Below are 17528 nucleotides of genomic sequence, written 5' to 3' on the forward strand. Positions count from 1 at the left end.
GATCACTCCGAAGGGCTTTTGTGTTTTCAGGCCCCCAAGAAAAGGAACCCGAACCACCCATTATTCAAGCCAGCTAGATAGCTGGCTTTTTTTGTTCATCCTCATCCCATCTATTCTGGAGGATTCTGATGCCTAGTAACTTGTATAGATAAAGCCAACTGAATATGGTTTGCTGATCGCTGTTAGAAGTGTTTTGGCCTTGTTTAAGGGGTCTACTTAGGAGGATTGACCCTTTTCTTACCAACAATTAAATTGGCCTAAGTGGTGCTTAAAATGCTTCGGATGAAATAATTCCCATTCCTGGTGATTCAACATTCCAAAACGGGGATGATTCGTCAATCCATCAGGGTTTTCTTCAAAAAATGTATTGTATTCCCTGATCGCTTTTAACAACTGGATTTTTGCTTCCTGTAAGGAGGGGTACTTTAAAGGCATTAATTCATGTGTTTTAATTCCAGGTGCCTTAATCCCCTTTGGAAATTCCATGGGAGTAAACAATAAAGCCTGCTTCCATTCCAATTGTTGTTCACTGGGCGTGAAAGGAGGATAGGCAATTCTTCCAGATGCCAATTTAAGAGTGATCGTGAGGTGCTCTACCATATGCTGGGCAGTCATCATTCCAAATACTGCTTGACTTTCCTCATTCAATGAGGTCAGCTTTTGTTCTATCAGGGATAGGTCCATGTCTTTAATTTTAATTGGATATAAAAAAAGCGTTTGATATAATCAAACGCATTTTATCATTTAACGAACTCTAAATATTTTAACTTCCACACATTTCGCATCCTTCCGGATCATCTAATGAACAGGAAATAGCGTCTTGCTTTTGTGTTTTTGAATCAATTTCTACCTGCTGTGCTTTTTCTGCTTTTGGTTCTAAATTGGTTTTATCCAATGTGAACTTAATAGCACTTGCTGCAGCTTGAGATCTCAAATAGTACATACCGGTTTTTAGACCTTTCTTCCAAGCATAGAAATGCATGGATGTAAGCTTTCCAAAATTCGGATCCTGAAGGAAAACATTCATACTTTGAGATTGACAGATATATGCTCCTCTATCAGCTGCCATATCAATCACCACTTTCTGAGAAATCTCCCAAACGGTTTTATAAAGATCTTTAATATTCTGAGGTACTCCAGGAAGAGATTGAACAGAACCATTGGTAGAAATCAATCTGTTTCTCATGGTATCATTCCATAGACCCAATTGAATCAAATCTTTCATCAAATGCTTGTTCACTACAATGAATTCTCCGGAAAGGGTTCTTCTCGTGTAAATATTGGTAGTGTAAGGCTCAAAGCATTCGTTATTACCTAATATTTGAGAGGTAGAAGCTGTTGGCATTGGAGCTACCAATAAGGAATTTCTCATTCCGTTTTTCTTCACTTTCTCTTTCAACGAATCCCAATTCCAACGTCCTGATTTTGGAGTTACCCCCCACATATCAAACTGTAGAATTCCTTTAGAAGCTGGTGATCCTTCATATGTTTCATAGGTGCCTTCTACGGTAGCTAGTTCCATAGAAGTTTCTACTGCTGCATAATAGATCGTTTCGAAGATGTCTTCGTTTAGACCTTTAGCTTCCGCTGATTCAAAAGGCATTCTCAACATGATGAATGCATCAGCTAAACCCTGTACACCTAAACCAATTGGTCTATGTCTGAAATTAGATCGTCTTGCTTCTTCAACAGGGTAGTAGTTTACATCAATTACCTTGTTTAGGTTTCTGGTAGCGACCTTTGTAATTTCATACAATTTCTGATGGTCGAAGAATCGTTTACCATCAGGTCCTGTTCTTACAAATTTTGGAAGGGCCAAAGAAGCCAAATTGCAAACTGCTACTTCATCTGGAGCAGTATATTCAATGATTTCAGTACAAAGATTGGAAGACTTAATAGTTCCTAGATTCTTCTGGTTTGACTTTCCATTGGCAGCATCTTTATAGAGCATGTATGGGGTTCCAGTCTCAATTTGTGATTCTAGGATTTCGAACCAAAGTTCCTGTGCCTTGATGGTCTCTCGAGCCCTACCTTCTTTTTCATACTTTTCGTAAAGTCTTTCGAACTCCTCACCATGGCATTCAGATAATCCTGGCGCTTCATTTGGACAGAAAAGAGACCAGCTTTCATTTTGCTCTACTCGCTTCATGAATAAATCTGGAATCCAAAGCGCATAGAATAAATCTCTCGCTCTCATTTCCTCTTTACCATGGTTCCTTTTCAATTCTAAGAAATCCTTCACATCTGCATGCCAAGGCTCCAAGTAAATAGCAAAGCTACCCTTTCTCTTACCACCACCTTGATCTACGTATCGAGCAGTCATGTCAAAGTTTCTGAGCATTGGGACAATTCCATTGGAAACTCCATTGGTTCCTTTGATATAGGAGCCTTTTGCTCTTACATGGTGAATAGATAGACCGATTCCACCTGCTGATTGGGAGATTTTAGCACATTGCTTTAAGGTATCATAAATACCATCAATGCTATCATCTTTCATTGTCAATAAGAAACAAGAAGAGAGTTGAGGCTTTGGAGTACCCGCATTGAAAAGAGTAGGAGTCGCGTGCGTAAACCACTTTTCAGAAAGTAGGTTATAGGTTTCCAATACAGAATCCATATCCCCTTTATGAATACCTACAGCCACTCTCATCAACATATGTTGAGGTCTTTCTACCACTTTGCCATCGAGACGGATCAGATAACTTCTCTCCAAAGTTTTATATCCGAAATAATCATACCCGAAATCCCTTTTGTAGTCAATGGCAGCATCTAGTTTTGCTGCATTCTTTTTAATTATACCGTAAACTTCCGGATCAATTAAAGATGCGTTTTCACCAGTCTTAGGATTGATATAAGTGTACAATCTCTTCATGGTATTAGAGAAAGACTGACTAGTGGTTTTATGTAGGTTTGAAATAGCAATTCTAGCGGCTAGAATTGCATAATCAGGGTGCTTAACGGTAAGAGATGCACAAACTTCTGCTGCAAGATTATCTAGCTCAGTAGTGGTTACGCCATCGTACAATCCATCAATTACTTTTTTTGCTACCTCAATTGGCTGTATGAATTTTGGGTCTAATTCATAACATAGATTTTCGATCCGAGTCGTGATTTTGTCAAATCTAACGGACTCTCTTCTTCCGTCTCTTTTAATTACTAACATATACTTTGGAGATTTAGGGTAGGTAGATTGATATTGTTAAAAGTCCTCACCAATGGAGAATCTTGGGGATGAATCTGGTGCTTCAGTGGATTTCATCACCCCGGCTTTTTGGTAATCTCCAACCCTCTTCTCAAAGAAATTGGTTTTACCTTGAAGGGAAATCATGTCCATAAAGTCAAACGGATTAGTACTGTTCCAAACTTTTTCACAGCCTAGTTCCATTAATAATCTATCAGCAACAAACTCTATATATTGACACATTAAGTCCGCATTCATACCGATTAGTCGTACAGGGAGCGCATCGGTTACAAATTCTTTTTCGATGGTCACCGCATCGATGATGATTTCTTTTACAGTCTCTTTTGGCAATTGATTTACCACATGCTCCGTGTAGAGGTGACAAGCAAAATCGCAGTGTAGTCCTTCATCTCTTGAGATTAATTCATTGGAAAAAGTAAGGCCTGGCATCAAGCCCCTTTTTTTCAACCAGAATATTGAGCAGAAAGAACCTGAGAAGAAAATTCCTTCCACAGCGGCAAATGCAATTAGTCTTTCCTGGAAAGATCCATTATCAATCCATCGAAGAGCCCAGTCTGCTTTTTTCTTCACACAATCTATATGTTCGATTGCATTCAAAAGTTTATCTCTTTCAGCTGCATCTTTAATATAGGTATCTATAAGAAGGCTATAAGTTTCAGAGTGGATGTTTTCCATGGCGATTTGAAATCCATAGAAAAACTTAGCTTCTGTATATTGTACTTCAGCTACAAAGTGCTCGGCCAAATTCTCATTGACAATACCATCACTCGCGGCAAAGAATGCAAGTACATGGGAGATGAAATGTCTTTCACCATCATTCAGACTTTTCCAGTCTACCATATCTTGGCCTAAGTCAATTTCTTCTGCTGTCCAAAAACTTGCTTCAGCTTTTTTATAAAACTGCCAGATGTCGGCATGCTGAATTGGAAATAACACGAATCGGTTTTTGTTCTCTGATAAAATTGGTTCTTGCTGCATCGTTCTCTGTAAATTTGAATCCCTAATTAAGCTGTTTGGGTTTTCTATTTATTATTTAAATCTCCCTTTTGATAGGAAAAGCTGCCCTTTCAGTACAGCCCATGAACAAATATGTGAACCAAATCGGACAAATAAAACCCCTAAAGACCTACTTAAAGGTTAATATTGACCTTCGGTCAAAAGCTGTTTAAATTTCAGTATACCAATGAATTATAATGAGTCATATAAAGTAAGAGATAAGCTATAATGGCCGAAAATGGCGCTTTAAAATTTTTTGAGAAAGTTTAAAAAAGTTTTTTTTACCAAAATTCAAGCTTGTTTTTGAACGTTGGTCAAAAAATATTCTTTTCAAAAAAGAAAAATAATCAATTGATAATCAATCAATAGCCCGAGTGTCAGTTCGATTTTATGTCAAATGGGAAAGAAAATTTAGAAGGAATTTTTTATTCAAAATAGATCAGTTTATTTTAAGCGAATCCTACTTGGCAGGACGAAGGTACAAGACTTTAGATATTTTTCTGCATTGTTTTTTTGTTCCAATCATCTTCCTTATATTTGCACTCCGATTTCGACTAAGAATTCAAAATACTCATGTACGCAATTGTAAACATCGCAGGAAAGCAGTTCAAAGTAACAAAAGATCAGTTCGTCTTCGCTCCAAAGCTTGAAGGTGAAGCTGGCGCTTCCGTGGAATTTGACCAAGTCTTGTTAGCAGAAGCTGACGGCTCTGTGTCTGTAGGAGCTCCCTTATTAGAAGGAGCCAAGGTATCTGGGAAAATCCTGGATCATGTAAAAGGTGATAAAGTCATCGTCTTCAAAAAGAAGCGTCGTAAAGGCTACAAAAAGAAGAACGGTCACAGACAAGACTTCACTAAAGTTTTGATCGAAAATATTGTACTATAAGTTTTCTCTCTGAAAACATAAAAGAATAAAACCATGGCACACAAAAAAGGCGTCGGTAGTTCCAAAAACGGTAGAGAGTCACATTCCAAAAGATTGGGTGTGAAGAAATTTGGTGGTGAGCAAGTAATTGCTGGAAACATCATTATTAGACAAAGAGGTACAAAGCATCATGCTGGAGAGAATGTTGGTGTTGGTAAAGACCATACCTTGTTCGCTCTTTCTGATGGAGTTGTAACATTCAAGAAAAAGTTTGATGGTAAGTCTTATGTAAGTGTATTACCTGCAGAAGCTTAAAATCATCTAATATATAATGAAAGCCCCTTCGAAAGTTGGGGCTTTTTTTATGCCTTCATTTTTTTATTCTGCCGACAGTCATTTTTTTGAATGTTGTTCCAAAGACTTTTCCTATTTTTTGAATTGAAACCACCAAATTAATTCTTATGATTAAACTAATACGTTACGGAATACTAGGTATTCTGATGGGAATAGCAGCAGTTTCTTCTGCTCAGGAAATCCCTAAAACCGAAATATACGACGCCTTAGAATGGAGGCTGGTTGGACCTCATCGCGGAGGCAGATCTGATGGCGTTACCGGAGTAGAAGGGAGCGACCACACTTATTATTTCGCATCCACTGGAGGAGGTATTTGGAAGACTGTAGACTCAGGCGCTACTTGGAAGCCTGTATCCGATGGTTTCTTTGGAGGATCTATGGGAGCTGTAGCAGTTTCAAAAAGTGATACAAGTGTGGTTTACGCAGGCGGTGGTGAAAAAACCGTACGTGGTAATGTTTCTTTTGGCTATGGAGTTTGGAAAAGTGTTGATGCAGGGAAAACCTGGGAAAGAGCAGGGTTGGATAAAAGTAGATTTATCTCTCGAATGCGAATTCATCCAGACAATCCAGATGTAGTTTATGCTGCAGTGCTGGGAGATATTTTTAAGCCTGATGCCACTCGCGGAGTATATAAAACTACGGATGGAGGTAAAACCTGGGACCAGGTTCTTTTCGCTTCGGATGTAGCAGGCGCTGTAGATTTGGTGATGGATCCCAATAATCCTGAAGTCCTTTTTGCGACTACTTGGGACATTAAAAGAACTCCATATAGTTTAGAAAGCGGTGGGCCAAACTCTAAAATGTTTAAATCAACTGATGGAGGTCAGACTTGGGAAGACATGACCAAGAAAGAAGGCTTTCCAGAAGGATTACTTGGAATTATGGGGGTTTCTATTTCCCCCGTCAATTCAGATAGAATCTACGCCATTATTGAAAATGAAAATGGTGGTGTTTTTGTATCCAAGGATGGAGGAGAGTCATGGGAGAAAACTAATGAAGATCGAAACCTCAGACAAAGAGCTTGGTATTACACAAGAATTTTTGCTGACCCTCAAGACGAGGAAACAGTTTATGTGTTGAATGTGAGCTACCATAAATCTACCGATGGAGGTAAGACTTTTGAAAGTGCCAATGCTCCTCATGGTGATCACCATGATCTTTGGATAGACTCGGAAAATAACCAACGTATGATTATAGCGGATGATGGAGGTGCTCAAGTTACGGAAGATGGAGGGACTACCTGGTCATCCTTGATGAATCAGCCTACTTCACAGTTCTATCGAGTGACCACGGACAATAGTTTTCCATACAGAATCTATGGTGCACAGCAAGATAATTCGACAGTAAGGATTGCACATAGAAATGATGGAAGAGCCATTACGGAAGCAGATTGGGAGCCTACCGCTGGAGGTGAAAGTGGTTGGATTGCGCCTGATCCTTTGAACAATGATATTGTATATGGTGGATCTTATGGTGGTTATTTGACTAGGGAGAATCATGACAATGGTACCTCTAGGACAGTCAATGTGTATCCAAATAATCCAATGGGACATGGAGCTGAAGATATGAAGTACCGGTTTCAGTGGAATTTTCCTATTTTCTTTTCTCCTCATAATCCTAAACTGCTTTACACTACCAGTAACCAATTCCATCGATCTACAAACGAGGGACAAAGTTGGGAAGTGTTCTCGCCGGATTTGACTAGAAATGATAAAAGTAAGTTAGGTCCTTCGGGAGGACCAATAACGAAGGATAATACTTCTGTAGAATATTATGCAACCATCTTTACGGCTGCAGAATCTCCAGTGAAAGAAGGGGTCCTATGGGCTGGTTCTGATGATGGGTTGGTACATGTCACACAAGATAATGGTGTTACCTGGCAGAATGTAACTCCTTCCGAAATGCCAGAGTGGTTGCAAATCAACAGTATTGAAGCGAGTCCATATGACCCTGCTGAGGCTTATTTTGCCGCTACTGGCTATAAAAGTGGTAATTATGAACCATACCTTTATAAGACCAAGGATTATGGTAAAACCTGGACAAAAATTACCAATGGAATTGATCCAGAGCATTTCACTAGGGTTGTAAGAGCAGACCCTGTAAAAAGAGGTATGCTCTACGCTGGTACAGAGACAGGCATGTATTACTCCAAAGATGATGGAGCTTCTTGGCATTCGCTTCAATTAAATCTTCCGATTGTTCCGATTACAGATTTGGCGATCAAGGAGAATAATTTGATTGCTGCTACCCAAGGTCGTTCGTTTTGGATTATTGATGATTTGACCGTTTTGCATCAAGCTGAGCCTGGAATGGAAAACAGTTCCTTGACTTTATTCAAACCACAGGATTCTTATAGAATAGATGGTGTGAGTAGAAAAAGCGCAACTGCAGGAACGAATAGAGCAGGAGGGGTATTGGTTTATTACTACATCAAGGAAGAACCAAAAGAAGAGTTGAAAATCGAATTCTTTGACGCGAATGACATTCCATTGAGAGCATTCTCTACGAATGGGATTAATGGAGATACCTTGAAAGTCAAAGCTGGTAGCAATGAATTTAATTGGAACCTTCGTGTAGAAGATGCAGAAGGATTTGAAGGATTGATTATGTGGGGTGGAAATTTAAGAGGTCCAAAAGTTGTTCCTGGTACCTATAAAGTAAAAATGACCTTGGACGGGGAATCCCAAGAAAAGACATTCAAAGTGCTCGCTGATCCAAGGTATGAATCTTCGCAGCAGGATTTGGTCGCACAATATGACTATTTATTGGATGTCAGAGATAAACTGACTGAGACCCATCGAGTAATTAAATTGATTCGTCAATACAGAACTGAAATGGATAGCTTAGAGACGAAACCAGCCAACTTAGAATTGATCAAGGAGGAAATGGATGAAATTGAAAAGACCTTGTATCAGACTCAAAATCAAAGTCGTCAGGATCCGTTGAACTTCCCGATCAGATTGAATAACAAACTGGCTCATTTGAGCTCGGTAGTTGGAAATGGAGATTGGGCCCCTACGGACCAGTCGTATGAAGTGAAGGAGGAATTGACTGAGAAAATCAATGTTCAGTTAGCTCGCTTCAAGGAATTGGAACAAAACCAGATCTCCAAGATTTTCAATATTGATGAAATGAGGACCAAACTGGATATCAAGAAATAAATGAAAAAGCTCCCGATTTATCGGGAGCTTTTTTTAAAATGGTCTATACGACTTGATTTGTTCTATAAATTGTAAAAGACTCTCGGGTGAAATAATTAATATAAATAAGATCCCGAAAATAGCTCCATACAGGTGGGCGTCATGATTGATCGCATCATCTGAATTTTTTCCTTTCACGTAGGAGTAGATTAAGAAGATTCCACCTAGAATAAACCCAGGAAGACATAAAATCCCAAACAAACAGATGTCTGCTAAAGGCATGATGATGATACTTGCAAACACAGTGGCTGCAGTCCCTCCAGAAGCTCCCAGAGCCCTGTAGTAGCTGTTGTCTTGATTTTTTAAATAGGTAGGGATGTCAGAAACGATGATTCCTATTAAATAGAAAAGGATAAAGATGATTCCACCTGAAGTGCCTCCAAATTGATAGGCCAGAAACTGTTCCACAAAACCTCCAAAAAAATAGAAGGTGAACATGTTGAATAGCAGGTGCATGTAATCCTTATGGATAAATCCAGAAGTGATAAATCGGTCCCATTGTTTTCTGTTCTTTATCAAATAAGGGATGAACATCCATCGGTTGATAAACTCTGGTTTGTTAAAACCAATCATGCTGGTTGCAACCGTGATCATAATCAGGACCACTGTGATAGATAAATTCATGCTTATTTTTCTCGGTGAATTAGATCTTCGGTGATCTGCTTGAGTTCTTCAAAATAGGAGGAATGATTGCATTTGATGGAATCAAATAAATCAAATCCAGCTTGGAAATACCGATTCATTTCATCCTCTGCGATGGACTTAATTCCAAGTTTTTGATATACGTCTTTCACCGCTTTTACCTTCTCTTCTTTATCAAACTCCTCCAGAGATAACCAATAAGCCAAGTCCTCTTCATCTTTACCAGAAGCTAATTCCAAGGCTTTGATGAGTAAAAATGTCTTTTTGTTGGAGATGATATCTCCTCCCACCTGCTTGCCAAATTTGGCTTGGTCGGCATACACATCCAGTAAGTCATCTTTGAGTTGGAAGCCAATCCCGATATTCACTCCGAAATCATATATTTTATTGGCTTCTGACTCATTTGCTCCACCTAACAATGCTCCCATTTTCAAGGCACACCCCAAAAGTACCGCGGTTTTTAGGCGGATCATATTGATGTATTCCGAAACCTTTACGTTTGAAATACTTTCGAAATTCATATCGAACTGCTGTCCTTCACAAACCTCCGCTGCGGTCTTATTAAACAGCTGGATTACTTCGTGTAACAGGCTAGGAGGGGTTTCCAGAAGCAAGTCATATGCTCTTACCAACATGACATCTCCGGAAAGAATAGCAGTATTGGCATTCCATTTCTCATGGACCGTATCCTTTCCTCTTCGGAGCGGGGCTTGGTCCATGATGTCATCATGCATCAGGGTGAAGTTATGGAAAACTTCAATGGCAGAAGCTTGTTTCAGGATTGATTCAGGATCATTTTTATACATCCCATATGCCATTAGGCTTAATAAAGGCCTAATTCTCTTGCCTCCAAGGCTTAAGATGTATTCTAAAGGTTCATAAAGCTCTTTGGGTGATTCTCCAAAACGTTGTGACTTTAAAAAAGTCTCTAATTTATCTAATAGCTCGGCCGCGTGGCTTTTTTCCTTCATTGTCTGCAAATTCCAAATCTATTGTTCTACGGTCTATATCCGTGTTCACTACTCTGACCTTCACTTTGTCACCCAGAGTGATCATTTTCTTTGTTTTTGATCCGATCAATCTCATGTTTTTCTGATCGAAATCATAATAATCATCATCCATGTCTTGTACACGAATCATACCTTCACACTTCGTTTCCGAAATCTCCACAAATACCCCCCATTCAGTCACACCACTCACGATTCCTTCATAGTCCTTTTCTTCAGCAAGGGACATATATTCTACTTGCTTGTACTTGATAGATGCTCTTTCAGCATCTGCTGCTCTCTTTTCTCTTTCGGAAGAATGAACGCATTTTTGTTCCCATTCTTCCGCATCTGGAGATTTCCCTCCCTGAAGATAATGATCCAATAATCGGTGGACCATCATGTCGGGATATCTCCTGATGGGTGAGGTGAAGTGTGTATAATGTGCAAACGCTAACCCAAAGTGCCCTTTTGGCTCAGTGGTATATTTTGCTTTTGCCATGCTTCTTATAGCAAGTTGTTCGAGTACATTTTGCTCTGGCTTGCCTTGAATCTCATCCATTAACTTATTCAATGCAGTGGAGATTTTTCGCTCGTTCTCAATGTCGAATTCATGCCCAAATCGTTTGGCAAATCCTGAGAAAGTATCCAAGCGCTCCATGTCTGGGGAATCATGGGTCCGGTAAACAAAGGTATCAGTTCCTTTACCTTTTTTAAAGATAAATTCTGCTACATATTTATTTGCCAACAACATGAATTCCTCAATCAGTTTATGAATATCTTTCCGCTCTTTGACAATCAGGCCTAAAGGGGTTCCTTTTTCGTCCAGTTTGAATTTCACTTCAACGGTTTCAAAATTTACAGCGCCGTGATCAAACCTTCTTTTACGAACTTTTTTTGCCAAATTGTTTAAAAGCGTCAATTCACTAAAGAAATCACCGGATTGAGAGTCGATATTTTCTTGGGCCTCTTCGTAAGCAAATCTTCGATCGGAATGAATAACTGTTCTACCTATCCAATGTTTAATAACATTGGCATCTCTGTCCATTTCAAATACACAAGAGAAGGTAAGTTTATCTTCGTTGGGTCTTAAGGAGCACAAGCCATTACTTAGTCTTTCAGGAAGCATTGGAATCGTTCTGTCTACCAAATAAACAGAAGTAGCTCTATTGTATGCCTCTTTTTCCAAAGCAGTTTTAGGTTGAACATAATGCGTGACATCAGCGATATGAACTCCTACTTCTAAATTGCCATTAGGGAGCACTTGATAAGATATGGCATCATCGAAATCTTTGGCATCGGCCGGGTCAATGGTGAAAGTGGGAATATCCCTAAAATCCTTTCTTGCTTTGATTTCCTTTACCGTTATTTTATCTGATATGGCATTGGCCTCTGCATCTGGCTCCTGAGGGTATTCAAAAGGAAGACCGAATTCCGCCATAATGGAATGGATTTCCACTTCGTGCAAGCCTGCCTGTCCTAAAACTCTTGTGACTTTGCCAGTTGGATTTTTGTCACCATCTCTCCATTCCGTGAGTTTAACAACTACCTTTTGATTATGTTCTGCTCCTAAAAGATCTCCTCTGTGCACAAATATGTCTTTGTGCATTTTTTTGAAATCCGGAACTACAAAAGCGAATCGAGGAGATATTTCTACTCTACCCACAAATTCGTCCCGGTCTCTCTCAATGATCTCTAAAATTTTACCTTCGGATTTTCCGAATTTCCCCTTTAGGGGCTTGACCATGACTCTCACTTTGTCTCCATCAAGAGCTTGCTTCATATCAGCTTCTTTGACTAGAATGTCTCCATCGTTTTGAGTGGGATCATCCGGGATTACAAAGGCAAACCTCGGGTTGACATAATCAACCGTTCCAATAATAAAGTTTGGGTCTTTGGTAGAGGAATAATAGTTACGAGGGTTTTTTGAAACATGACCACTCTCTAACAGTTTGGAAAGCAAAGAATCTACCGCTCCTTTACTGAGGGAATCCCGTATTTCTAATTTTTTGATAATCTGTTTCGAGTTGAACTCTTCTCCATAGTTGGAGTCTAAAAATTGGACGATACGTCTCGTTAAATTTGCCGTATCGTTGCTATGTCCTCTTTTCTTATTTTTTGTTTTTTTTCTGTCTGATTTTCTTCCCATGTGTCGGGGTTGTTGTGTTAATCCAATGTATAAAGATTATGGTGCCTTTTGGCATTAATCTTTATGATCTTTTGGTGAATCTTCTAAGTGTACTATTTCTAGCTCCATCTCGTCTAATTGTGGATGCATGGCTAAATAAACGCGGGCAGTAACTTCTACGTCTTTGCGACAGTACTTCTTGATTCGGTTAATGTCTTTTTCTAAATGAAAAGTGGTGTTGACCTGGCTGCCATCCAAGTCTTCTTTGGAAGTGGGGATGCCAAAAACTGCAGCTAAAAGTTCCAGTCGGGTGTAATGTTTGTAATCGCCAAACTTCCAAAGTTCTAAAGTATCCAAATGCCTAACTTCCCAGGGCTTTTTCCCTGCTATTTGTAAGGGTTCAGGCAAGGAAACTCCTTGTACCAGCATTCTCCTACAAAGGTAAGGGTAATCAAACTCTTTACCATTATGCGCACAAAGAATCCATTTTTTCTTCCCTAATAAGCTATTAAATGACAAAAGAAGTTCCCGTTCGTCAGGATTTGCAAAAACTTTAGATCTAAAAATGAGCTTCTTGTCCTTTTTTTTCCACTGAAAATACCCTACTCCAATACAAATGACTTGGCCAAATTCAGCATGAATTCCAGCTTTATCAAAGTATAAGGCTCCTGGCTCTATCTTTCCATGATCACTTTGGATCAATTTTTCTTTTTTGACCCATTCATCCTGCAATCTGGAACTCAAGTCCTCAAATTTCTCTGTAAGAGATGCAGTTTCAATATCCAGAAAAAGGATGTCTCCTAATTGATCAAAAAAATTAGCCATAAACATTGGAGTTATGCGTGAAGAATCCCTTCTAAACCTAACTCAGGGATCATTTGAATGTTGGCAGGATCAAAGCTGCCTGGAGTAAATATAAACTTTTTATCAAATATCTGATCAAGGATATAATAACTCACCCAAAATTCATTGGTCAGCGAAAAGACTGCGGGATCAATTGGTTCAATCTTGGCCATTTCTTCTGGCCCCAACTCTTCAATCATATGGCGCAAGGTAGAAGTCTGTCTTTTCTCCCCATCCAATATCCCATATCCTTTGGATGTAATCATGATGGTTTTCAATTCTATCAAATTAAGATTGAAAATATAAACGCCCCATTCTACTCCATTAGCGGTCTCTTGTTTAGCAATAGCAAGTTTTACTCCTGTAACTGGATGAAAATCGATATCCTTTTTCATGTATTAATCTACTAATTCCATCTCAAATAAGTCGATGAGATGATTTTTAACTTTTTCTTTTACTTCTTGAAGATTAACCTCTCTTCCTAATTCTTGGCTCAAGGAGGTTACTGCTTTATCATCAATCCCACAAGGAATGATGTTTCCAAAATAACTTAGATCTGGGTTGACATTGAAAGCAAACCCATGCATGGTCACCCATCGACTGGACTTTACTCCCAAAGCACATATCTTTCTTGGATTCTTTTGTTCTATATAGTCAATCCAGACTCCAGTTAATCCTTCAATTCTTCCAGCCTCTATTTGGTATTCTTTCAGAGTCAGTATGATGGCTTCTTCTAAGAGCCTCAAATATTTATGGATGTCAGTAAAAAAATTATCCAAGTCCAGAATAGGGTATCCTACGAGCTGCCCTGGGCCATGGTAGGTGATATCTCCACCTCGATTGATCTTATAATAGGTAGCTTTTTTTTCTTCAAGACCTTTCTGGTCTAACAATAAATTTTCCTCTTTACCACTTTTCCCTAAAGTATAGACATGAGGATGTTCTACAAAAAACACATAGTTTTCTGTGGGTGTCTGTTGATCTACTGAAGATTTCCGGTTTTCAATTTTTTGGGCAACCGTTTTAGCAAATATTGATTCTTGAAAATCCCAGGCATCCTGGTAATCCATCAAACCCAAGTCTCGGAATTTTACCTTTTTATTAATAATTTCGTTCATTTAGTAGATTAATTGGTTTTCCTTAAAACCATTTTTGAACCTGTCTTTCAATATTTTTTCAAAATTAAGCAATTATTCAAGATGGCAGAACACAATAAATCAGGGAGAATGGCGGAGGAGCTCGCAGCTCAATGGCTCATTTCAAAAGGATATGAATTGAAGCAGATGAATTTCCGCCATGGTTATGCAGAAATAGATTTAATTCTTTCTTATCAAAAGCTGTTGTTTTTGTAGAAGTGAAATATCGCTCTGGCACTGGTTTTGGTTATGCAGAGGAGTTTGTAGACTACACCAAAAGGAAGTTAATCATCAAGGCTGCGGATCAGTATATACATGATAATAATTGGAATTTTGATATCCGATTTGACATTATTGGCGTTTACAGGAACAAATCAGGCGAAATAAACTTCAAGCATTTGAAGATGCCTTTTATTGAAAACAAACCATTTATTAGTTAGAAAAATGAAAAAGTTAGTATTCACCCTCAGTATGTCATTTTTAGCATGTGTTGCTTTTGCCCAAAATGATAAAGACAAGAAGATTATTGAAGACAGTGAAGAAGCAAAAGCTGCCTTTTTAAAAGATGATCCAGACATGCAGGAATTTTTCGATCACTCTTATGCCTATATTATTTTGCCAAATGTGGGTAAAGGGGGACTAGGAGTAGGAGGAGCTGCAGGAAATGGGGTTGCTTTTGAGCAGGGAGAAATGATCGGATATGCCAGAATGACTCAGGTGACTATTGGATTTCAAGCTGGTGGGCAGGCTTATAGTGAGGTAGTTTTTTTTGAATCTGAGGAAGAATTTGATCGATTTAAAGAAGGTAAGATTGAAATGGCGGCACAGGTTTCTGCTGTGGCAGCTGCATCAGGTGCGTCTTTAAATGCAGAATACATTGATGGTGTGGCGGTATTTACCAGAGCCAAAGGAGGGTTAATGTATGAAGCTTCTGTAGGTGGCCAGCAATTTAGATATAGAGAAAAATAAGGGATTACATCTCTTTTCTGTAAACCAAGTTTCCGTCCTTATCCCATTCTGCACGAATATAAGGGCGGAAATTTTTTGTATAGGGCTCCTCCTGATATTGGATTTCTCGCTTTCGAATCGCTTTCGTATTTCCAGTGTCCCAATATTCTGTCCAAAGTCCCACTTTTTCTCCGTATTGATATTCCCCAGTTACGGCAACTTGTTTGTCGTCGTAGAAATAGAAATAATTTCCTTCCTCCAAGCCATACTGAATCGGGATGATTTCTTCGACGGATCTTGAGCTAGATTCATAATAAGAGATTCGAGATTCTTTTGGCCAGCCTTCCGTATAATGGTTTTTGTCTTGAAGCACATTGTTAGAGTCGAACAGCATCCAGGTTTTATGCTTTGTCCCATAGTAGAACATGCCACTTTCTACTACCGTCTCATTGATGGTTCGCTCGTAAGGCCCATGCAATAAATAACCTTTTCCTTCCTCATAACCTGAAGTACGGATGCTTCTTTCTTGTGTATCAAACCAATATACATCTCGGATATAAGGGTCCAGTCTTCTAGAGTCTTCGGTATAGTTGAAGTACTCATAAATTTCCTGGCCGCGAATTTCTCTTTTGGCATACCCTCTCCTGGTTTTAATTCCAAACCAGATGTTTTTACGTTCCTTTTTCTTCTTTTCCTTTTTCTCTTCTTTTTCTTTGTTTTCGTCAAATAGGAGAAGAGGCATGGTGGTAGGCAATAGACTGGAGTTGACAACACCTGAAGAGTCAGGGTCTGCGTTGGAGTCATTATTTTGAGTCCATGCTACTTTACTAAGTAAAAGGAAGAATAGAAGAAGAAAAGAAAACTTGCTCATTATATGCAGAAAACGGAATTTCCTCCCGAGTATTTCATTTCAAAAATAACATTTCATTATCAAAAGCAGACAATTGTTTAGATTTTATAATCTTCTCTCTATTTTTGAGGGATTTTGAATAAACCACAGAAAATAATGAATTCTATTCTATCAGATCGGATTATTAATATGGAAGAATCAGCTACCCTGGCAATGGCAAAGAAAGCCAGAGAGCTGAAGTCCCAAGGCATTGACATCATTGGATTGAGCCTCGGTGAACCAGATTTTAAAACACCTAAGCACATCCAAGAAGCAGCCAAAGATGCGATCGATGAGGGGAAATATTTCTCTTATCCTCCTGTGGCAGGTTATCAGGATTTGAGAGAGGCTATCGCAAAGAAATTAAGAGAAGAGAATGAAATCTCTCAAGCGAAAGCAGAAAATATAGTAGTATCTACAGGAGCGAAGCACTCTATTGCTAATGTCTTCATGTGTATGATCAATGAAGGAGATGAAGTAGTGATTTTTTCTCCTTATTGGGTAAGTTATGCAGAGATTATCAAATTGGCTGGTGGTGTTCCGGTATTGATTGAAGGAACTCTTGAAAACAATTTTAAAGCTACTGCCGCACAATTAGAAGCAGCGATCACTCCAAAAACCAAGGCAGTGATTTACTCTTCTCCTTGTAACCCAACTGGATCAGTATTCAGTAAAGAAGAATTAGAAGCAATTTCTGAAGTGATTTTGAAGCATGATAATATCATGGTGATCGCTGATGAAATTTATGAATTGATCAACTTCGTGGGTAGAAATTACAGTATTGCTTCTTTCCCTGGAATGTTTGAAAGAACAATTACAGTAAATGGTTTCTCCAAAGGATATGCAATGACAGGCTGGAGAGTGGGTTATATCTGCGCTCCTTTGTTTATGGCAAAAGCAGTAGAAAAAATCCAAGGTCAGTTTACTTCAGGAGGCACTGGTATCGCTCAAAGAGCTGCTTTGGCAGGAATCTCTGGGGATCAGACTCCATCAAAAGAAATGGCGGAAGCTTATTTCAAAAGAAGAGAGTTGGTGATGGGATTATTGAAAGAGATTCCAGGAATCAAAACACATGTGCCTGAGGGTGCATTCTATTTCTTCCCTGATGTGACTGCCTTCTTCGGTAAATCCGCTCATGGCAAAACCATCAATAATGCAGATGACCTTTGTTTGTATTTGTTGGAGGTAGCTAATGTGTCATTGGTTACTGGAGCTGCTTTCGGTGCACCTTCCTGTGTGAGACTTTCTTACGCTGCTTCTGAGGAGGAGTTGAAAGAAGCCTTGGGAAGAATGAAAAAAGCCCTAGGAGAACTAGCTTAAGGTTTTGAATGTAGATAGAA

15 protein-coding genes and 1 pseudogene are annotated in these 17528 nt (G+C 39.0%); 6 read left to right on the forward strand and 10 right to left on the reverse strand.

Annotated features, from left to right (window positions below; genetic code table 11):
* Positions 1-237 precede the first annotated feature (237 nt).
* The 3 genes from BUR11_RS00005 to BUR11_RS00015 all read right to left on the reverse strand — a co-directional run bounded on the left by BUR11_RS00005 (position 238) and on the right by BUR11_RS00015 (position 4180).
* On the reverse strand, positions 238-684 hold the full coding sequence (locus tag BUR11_RS00005) for a DUF1569 domain-containing protein (protein WP_074222817.1): 447 nt from the start codon (positions 682-684) through the stop codon (positions 238-240).
* A 79-nt stretch (positions 685-763) separates the two neighbouring features.
* Positions 764-3163, reverse strand: coding sequence for a ribonucleoside-diphosphate reductase subunit alpha (locus BUR11_RS00010; RefSeq protein WP_074222818.1), 2400 nt, complete (start codon positions 3161-3163; stop codon positions 764-766).
* 36 nt (positions 3164-3199) lie between these two features.
* Positions 3200-4180, reverse strand: coding sequence for a ribonucleoside-diphosphate reductase small subunit (locus tag BUR11_RS00015; RefSeq protein ID WP_074222819.1), 981 nt, complete (start codon positions 4178-4180; stop codon positions 3200-3202).
* A 591-nt stretch (positions 4181-4771) separates the two neighbouring features.
* On the opposite strand from BUR11_RS00015, the gene rplU reads away from it, so the two are divergent.
* The 3 genes from rplU (at position 4772) to BUR11_RS00030 (ending at position 8577) form a co-directional block, all read left to right on the forward strand.
* A complete protein-coding gene (rplU, locus tag BUR11_RS00020; protein WP_074222820.1) occupies positions 4772-5083 on the forward strand; it encodes a 50S ribosomal protein L21 in 312 nt (103 codons plus the stop codon).
* A gap of 33 nt (positions 5084-5116) precedes the next feature.
* Positions 5117-5377 (forward strand): 50S ribosomal protein L27, encoded by a 261-nt coding sequence (gene rpmA, locus BUR11_RS00025; RefSeq protein WP_074222821.1) that lies wholly within the window; start codon positions 5117-5119, stop codon positions 5375-5377.
* 146 nt (positions 5378-5523) lie between these two features.
* Positions 5524-8577, forward strand: coding sequence for a WD40/YVTN/BNR-like repeat-containing protein (locus BUR11_RS00030; protein WP_074222822.1), 3054 nt, complete (start codon positions 5524-5526; stop codon positions 8575-8577).
* 33 nt (positions 8578-8610) lie between these two features.
* On the opposite strand, the gene BUR11_RS00035 is transcribed toward BUR11_RS00030, so the two are convergent.
* The 6 genes from BUR11_RS00035 to lipB are packed head-to-tail and all read right to left on the reverse strand — an operon-like array spanning position 8611 to position 14333.
* Complete coding sequence (locus tag BUR11_RS00035) at positions 8611-9240, reverse strand: rhomboid family intramembrane serine protease (protein ID WP_074222823.1); 630 nt, start codon at positions 9238-9240, stop codon at positions 8611-8613.
* Between the two features lie 2 nt (positions 9241-9242).
* Positions 9243-10229 carry a polyprenyl synthetase family protein gene (locus BUR11_RS00040; protein WP_074222824.1) on the reverse strand — a complete coding sequence of 329 codons (987 nt, stop codon included), beginning with the start codon at positions 10227-10229 and terminating at the stop codon, positions 9243-9245.
* Positions 10192-12393, reverse strand: a complete 2202-nt coding sequence (gene rnr / locus BUR11_RS00045; RefSeq protein WP_074222825.1) for a ribonuclease R — start codon at positions 12391-12393, stop codon at positions 10192-10194. Before rnr ends, BUR11_RS00040 begins: the two co-directional genes overlap by 38 nt.
* A 54-nt stretch (positions 12394-12447) precedes the next feature.
* On the reverse strand, positions 12448-13197 hold the full coding sequence (locus BUR11_RS00050; RefSeq protein ID WP_074225027.1) for a 3'-5' exonuclease: 750 nt from the start codon (positions 13195-13197) through the stop codon (positions 12448-12450).
* A gap of 11 nt (positions 13198-13208) precedes the next feature.
* Positions 13209-13610, reverse strand: coding sequence for a hypothetical protein (locus BUR11_RS00055; RefSeq protein ID WP_074222826.1), 402 nt, complete (start codon positions 13608-13610; stop codon positions 13209-13211).
* Between the two features lie 3 nt (positions 13611-13613).
* Complete coding sequence (lipB, locus tag BUR11_RS00060) at positions 13614-14333, reverse strand: lipoyl(octanoyl) transferase LipB (RefSeq protein WP_074222827.1); 720 nt, start codon at positions 14331-14333, stop codon at positions 13614-13616.
* Positions 14334-14414: 81 nt separating this feature from the next.
* Between lipB and BUR11_RS21435 the strand changes: the two are divergent.
* Positions 14415-14769: pseudogene (locus BUR11_RS21435) on the forward strand (YraN family protein).
* 26 nt (positions 14770-14795) lie between these two features.
* The gene (locus BUR11_RS00070) at positions 14796-15320 is read left to right on the forward strand and encodes a YSC84-related protein (RefSeq protein WP_074222828.1); all 525 of its coding nucleotides are present in this window, start codon (positions 14796-14798) and stop codon (positions 15318-15320) included.
* Between the two features lie 4 nt (positions 15321-15324).
* Here BUR11_RS00070 and BUR11_RS00075 read toward each other — a convergent pair whose 3' ends face one another.
* Positions 15325-16170, reverse strand: coding sequence for a toxin-antitoxin system YwqK family antitoxin (locus tag BUR11_RS00075; protein WP_074222829.1), 846 nt, complete (start codon positions 16168-16170; stop codon positions 15325-15327).
* Between the two features lie 135 nt (positions 16171-16305).
* On the opposite strand from BUR11_RS00075, the gene BUR11_RS00080 reads away from it, so the two are divergent.
* On the forward strand, positions 16306-17508 hold the full coding sequence (locus tag BUR11_RS00080; protein ID WP_074222830.1) for a pyridoxal phosphate-dependent aminotransferase: 1203 nt from the start codon (positions 16306-16308) through the stop codon (positions 17506-17508).
* The last annotated feature ends 20 nt before the right edge of the window (positions 17509-17528 follow it).

The organism is Algoriphagus halophilus, assembly GCF_900129785.1.
GTDB lineage: Bacteria > Bacteroidota > Bacteroidia > Cytophagales > Cyclobacteriaceae > Algoriphagus > Algoriphagus halophilus.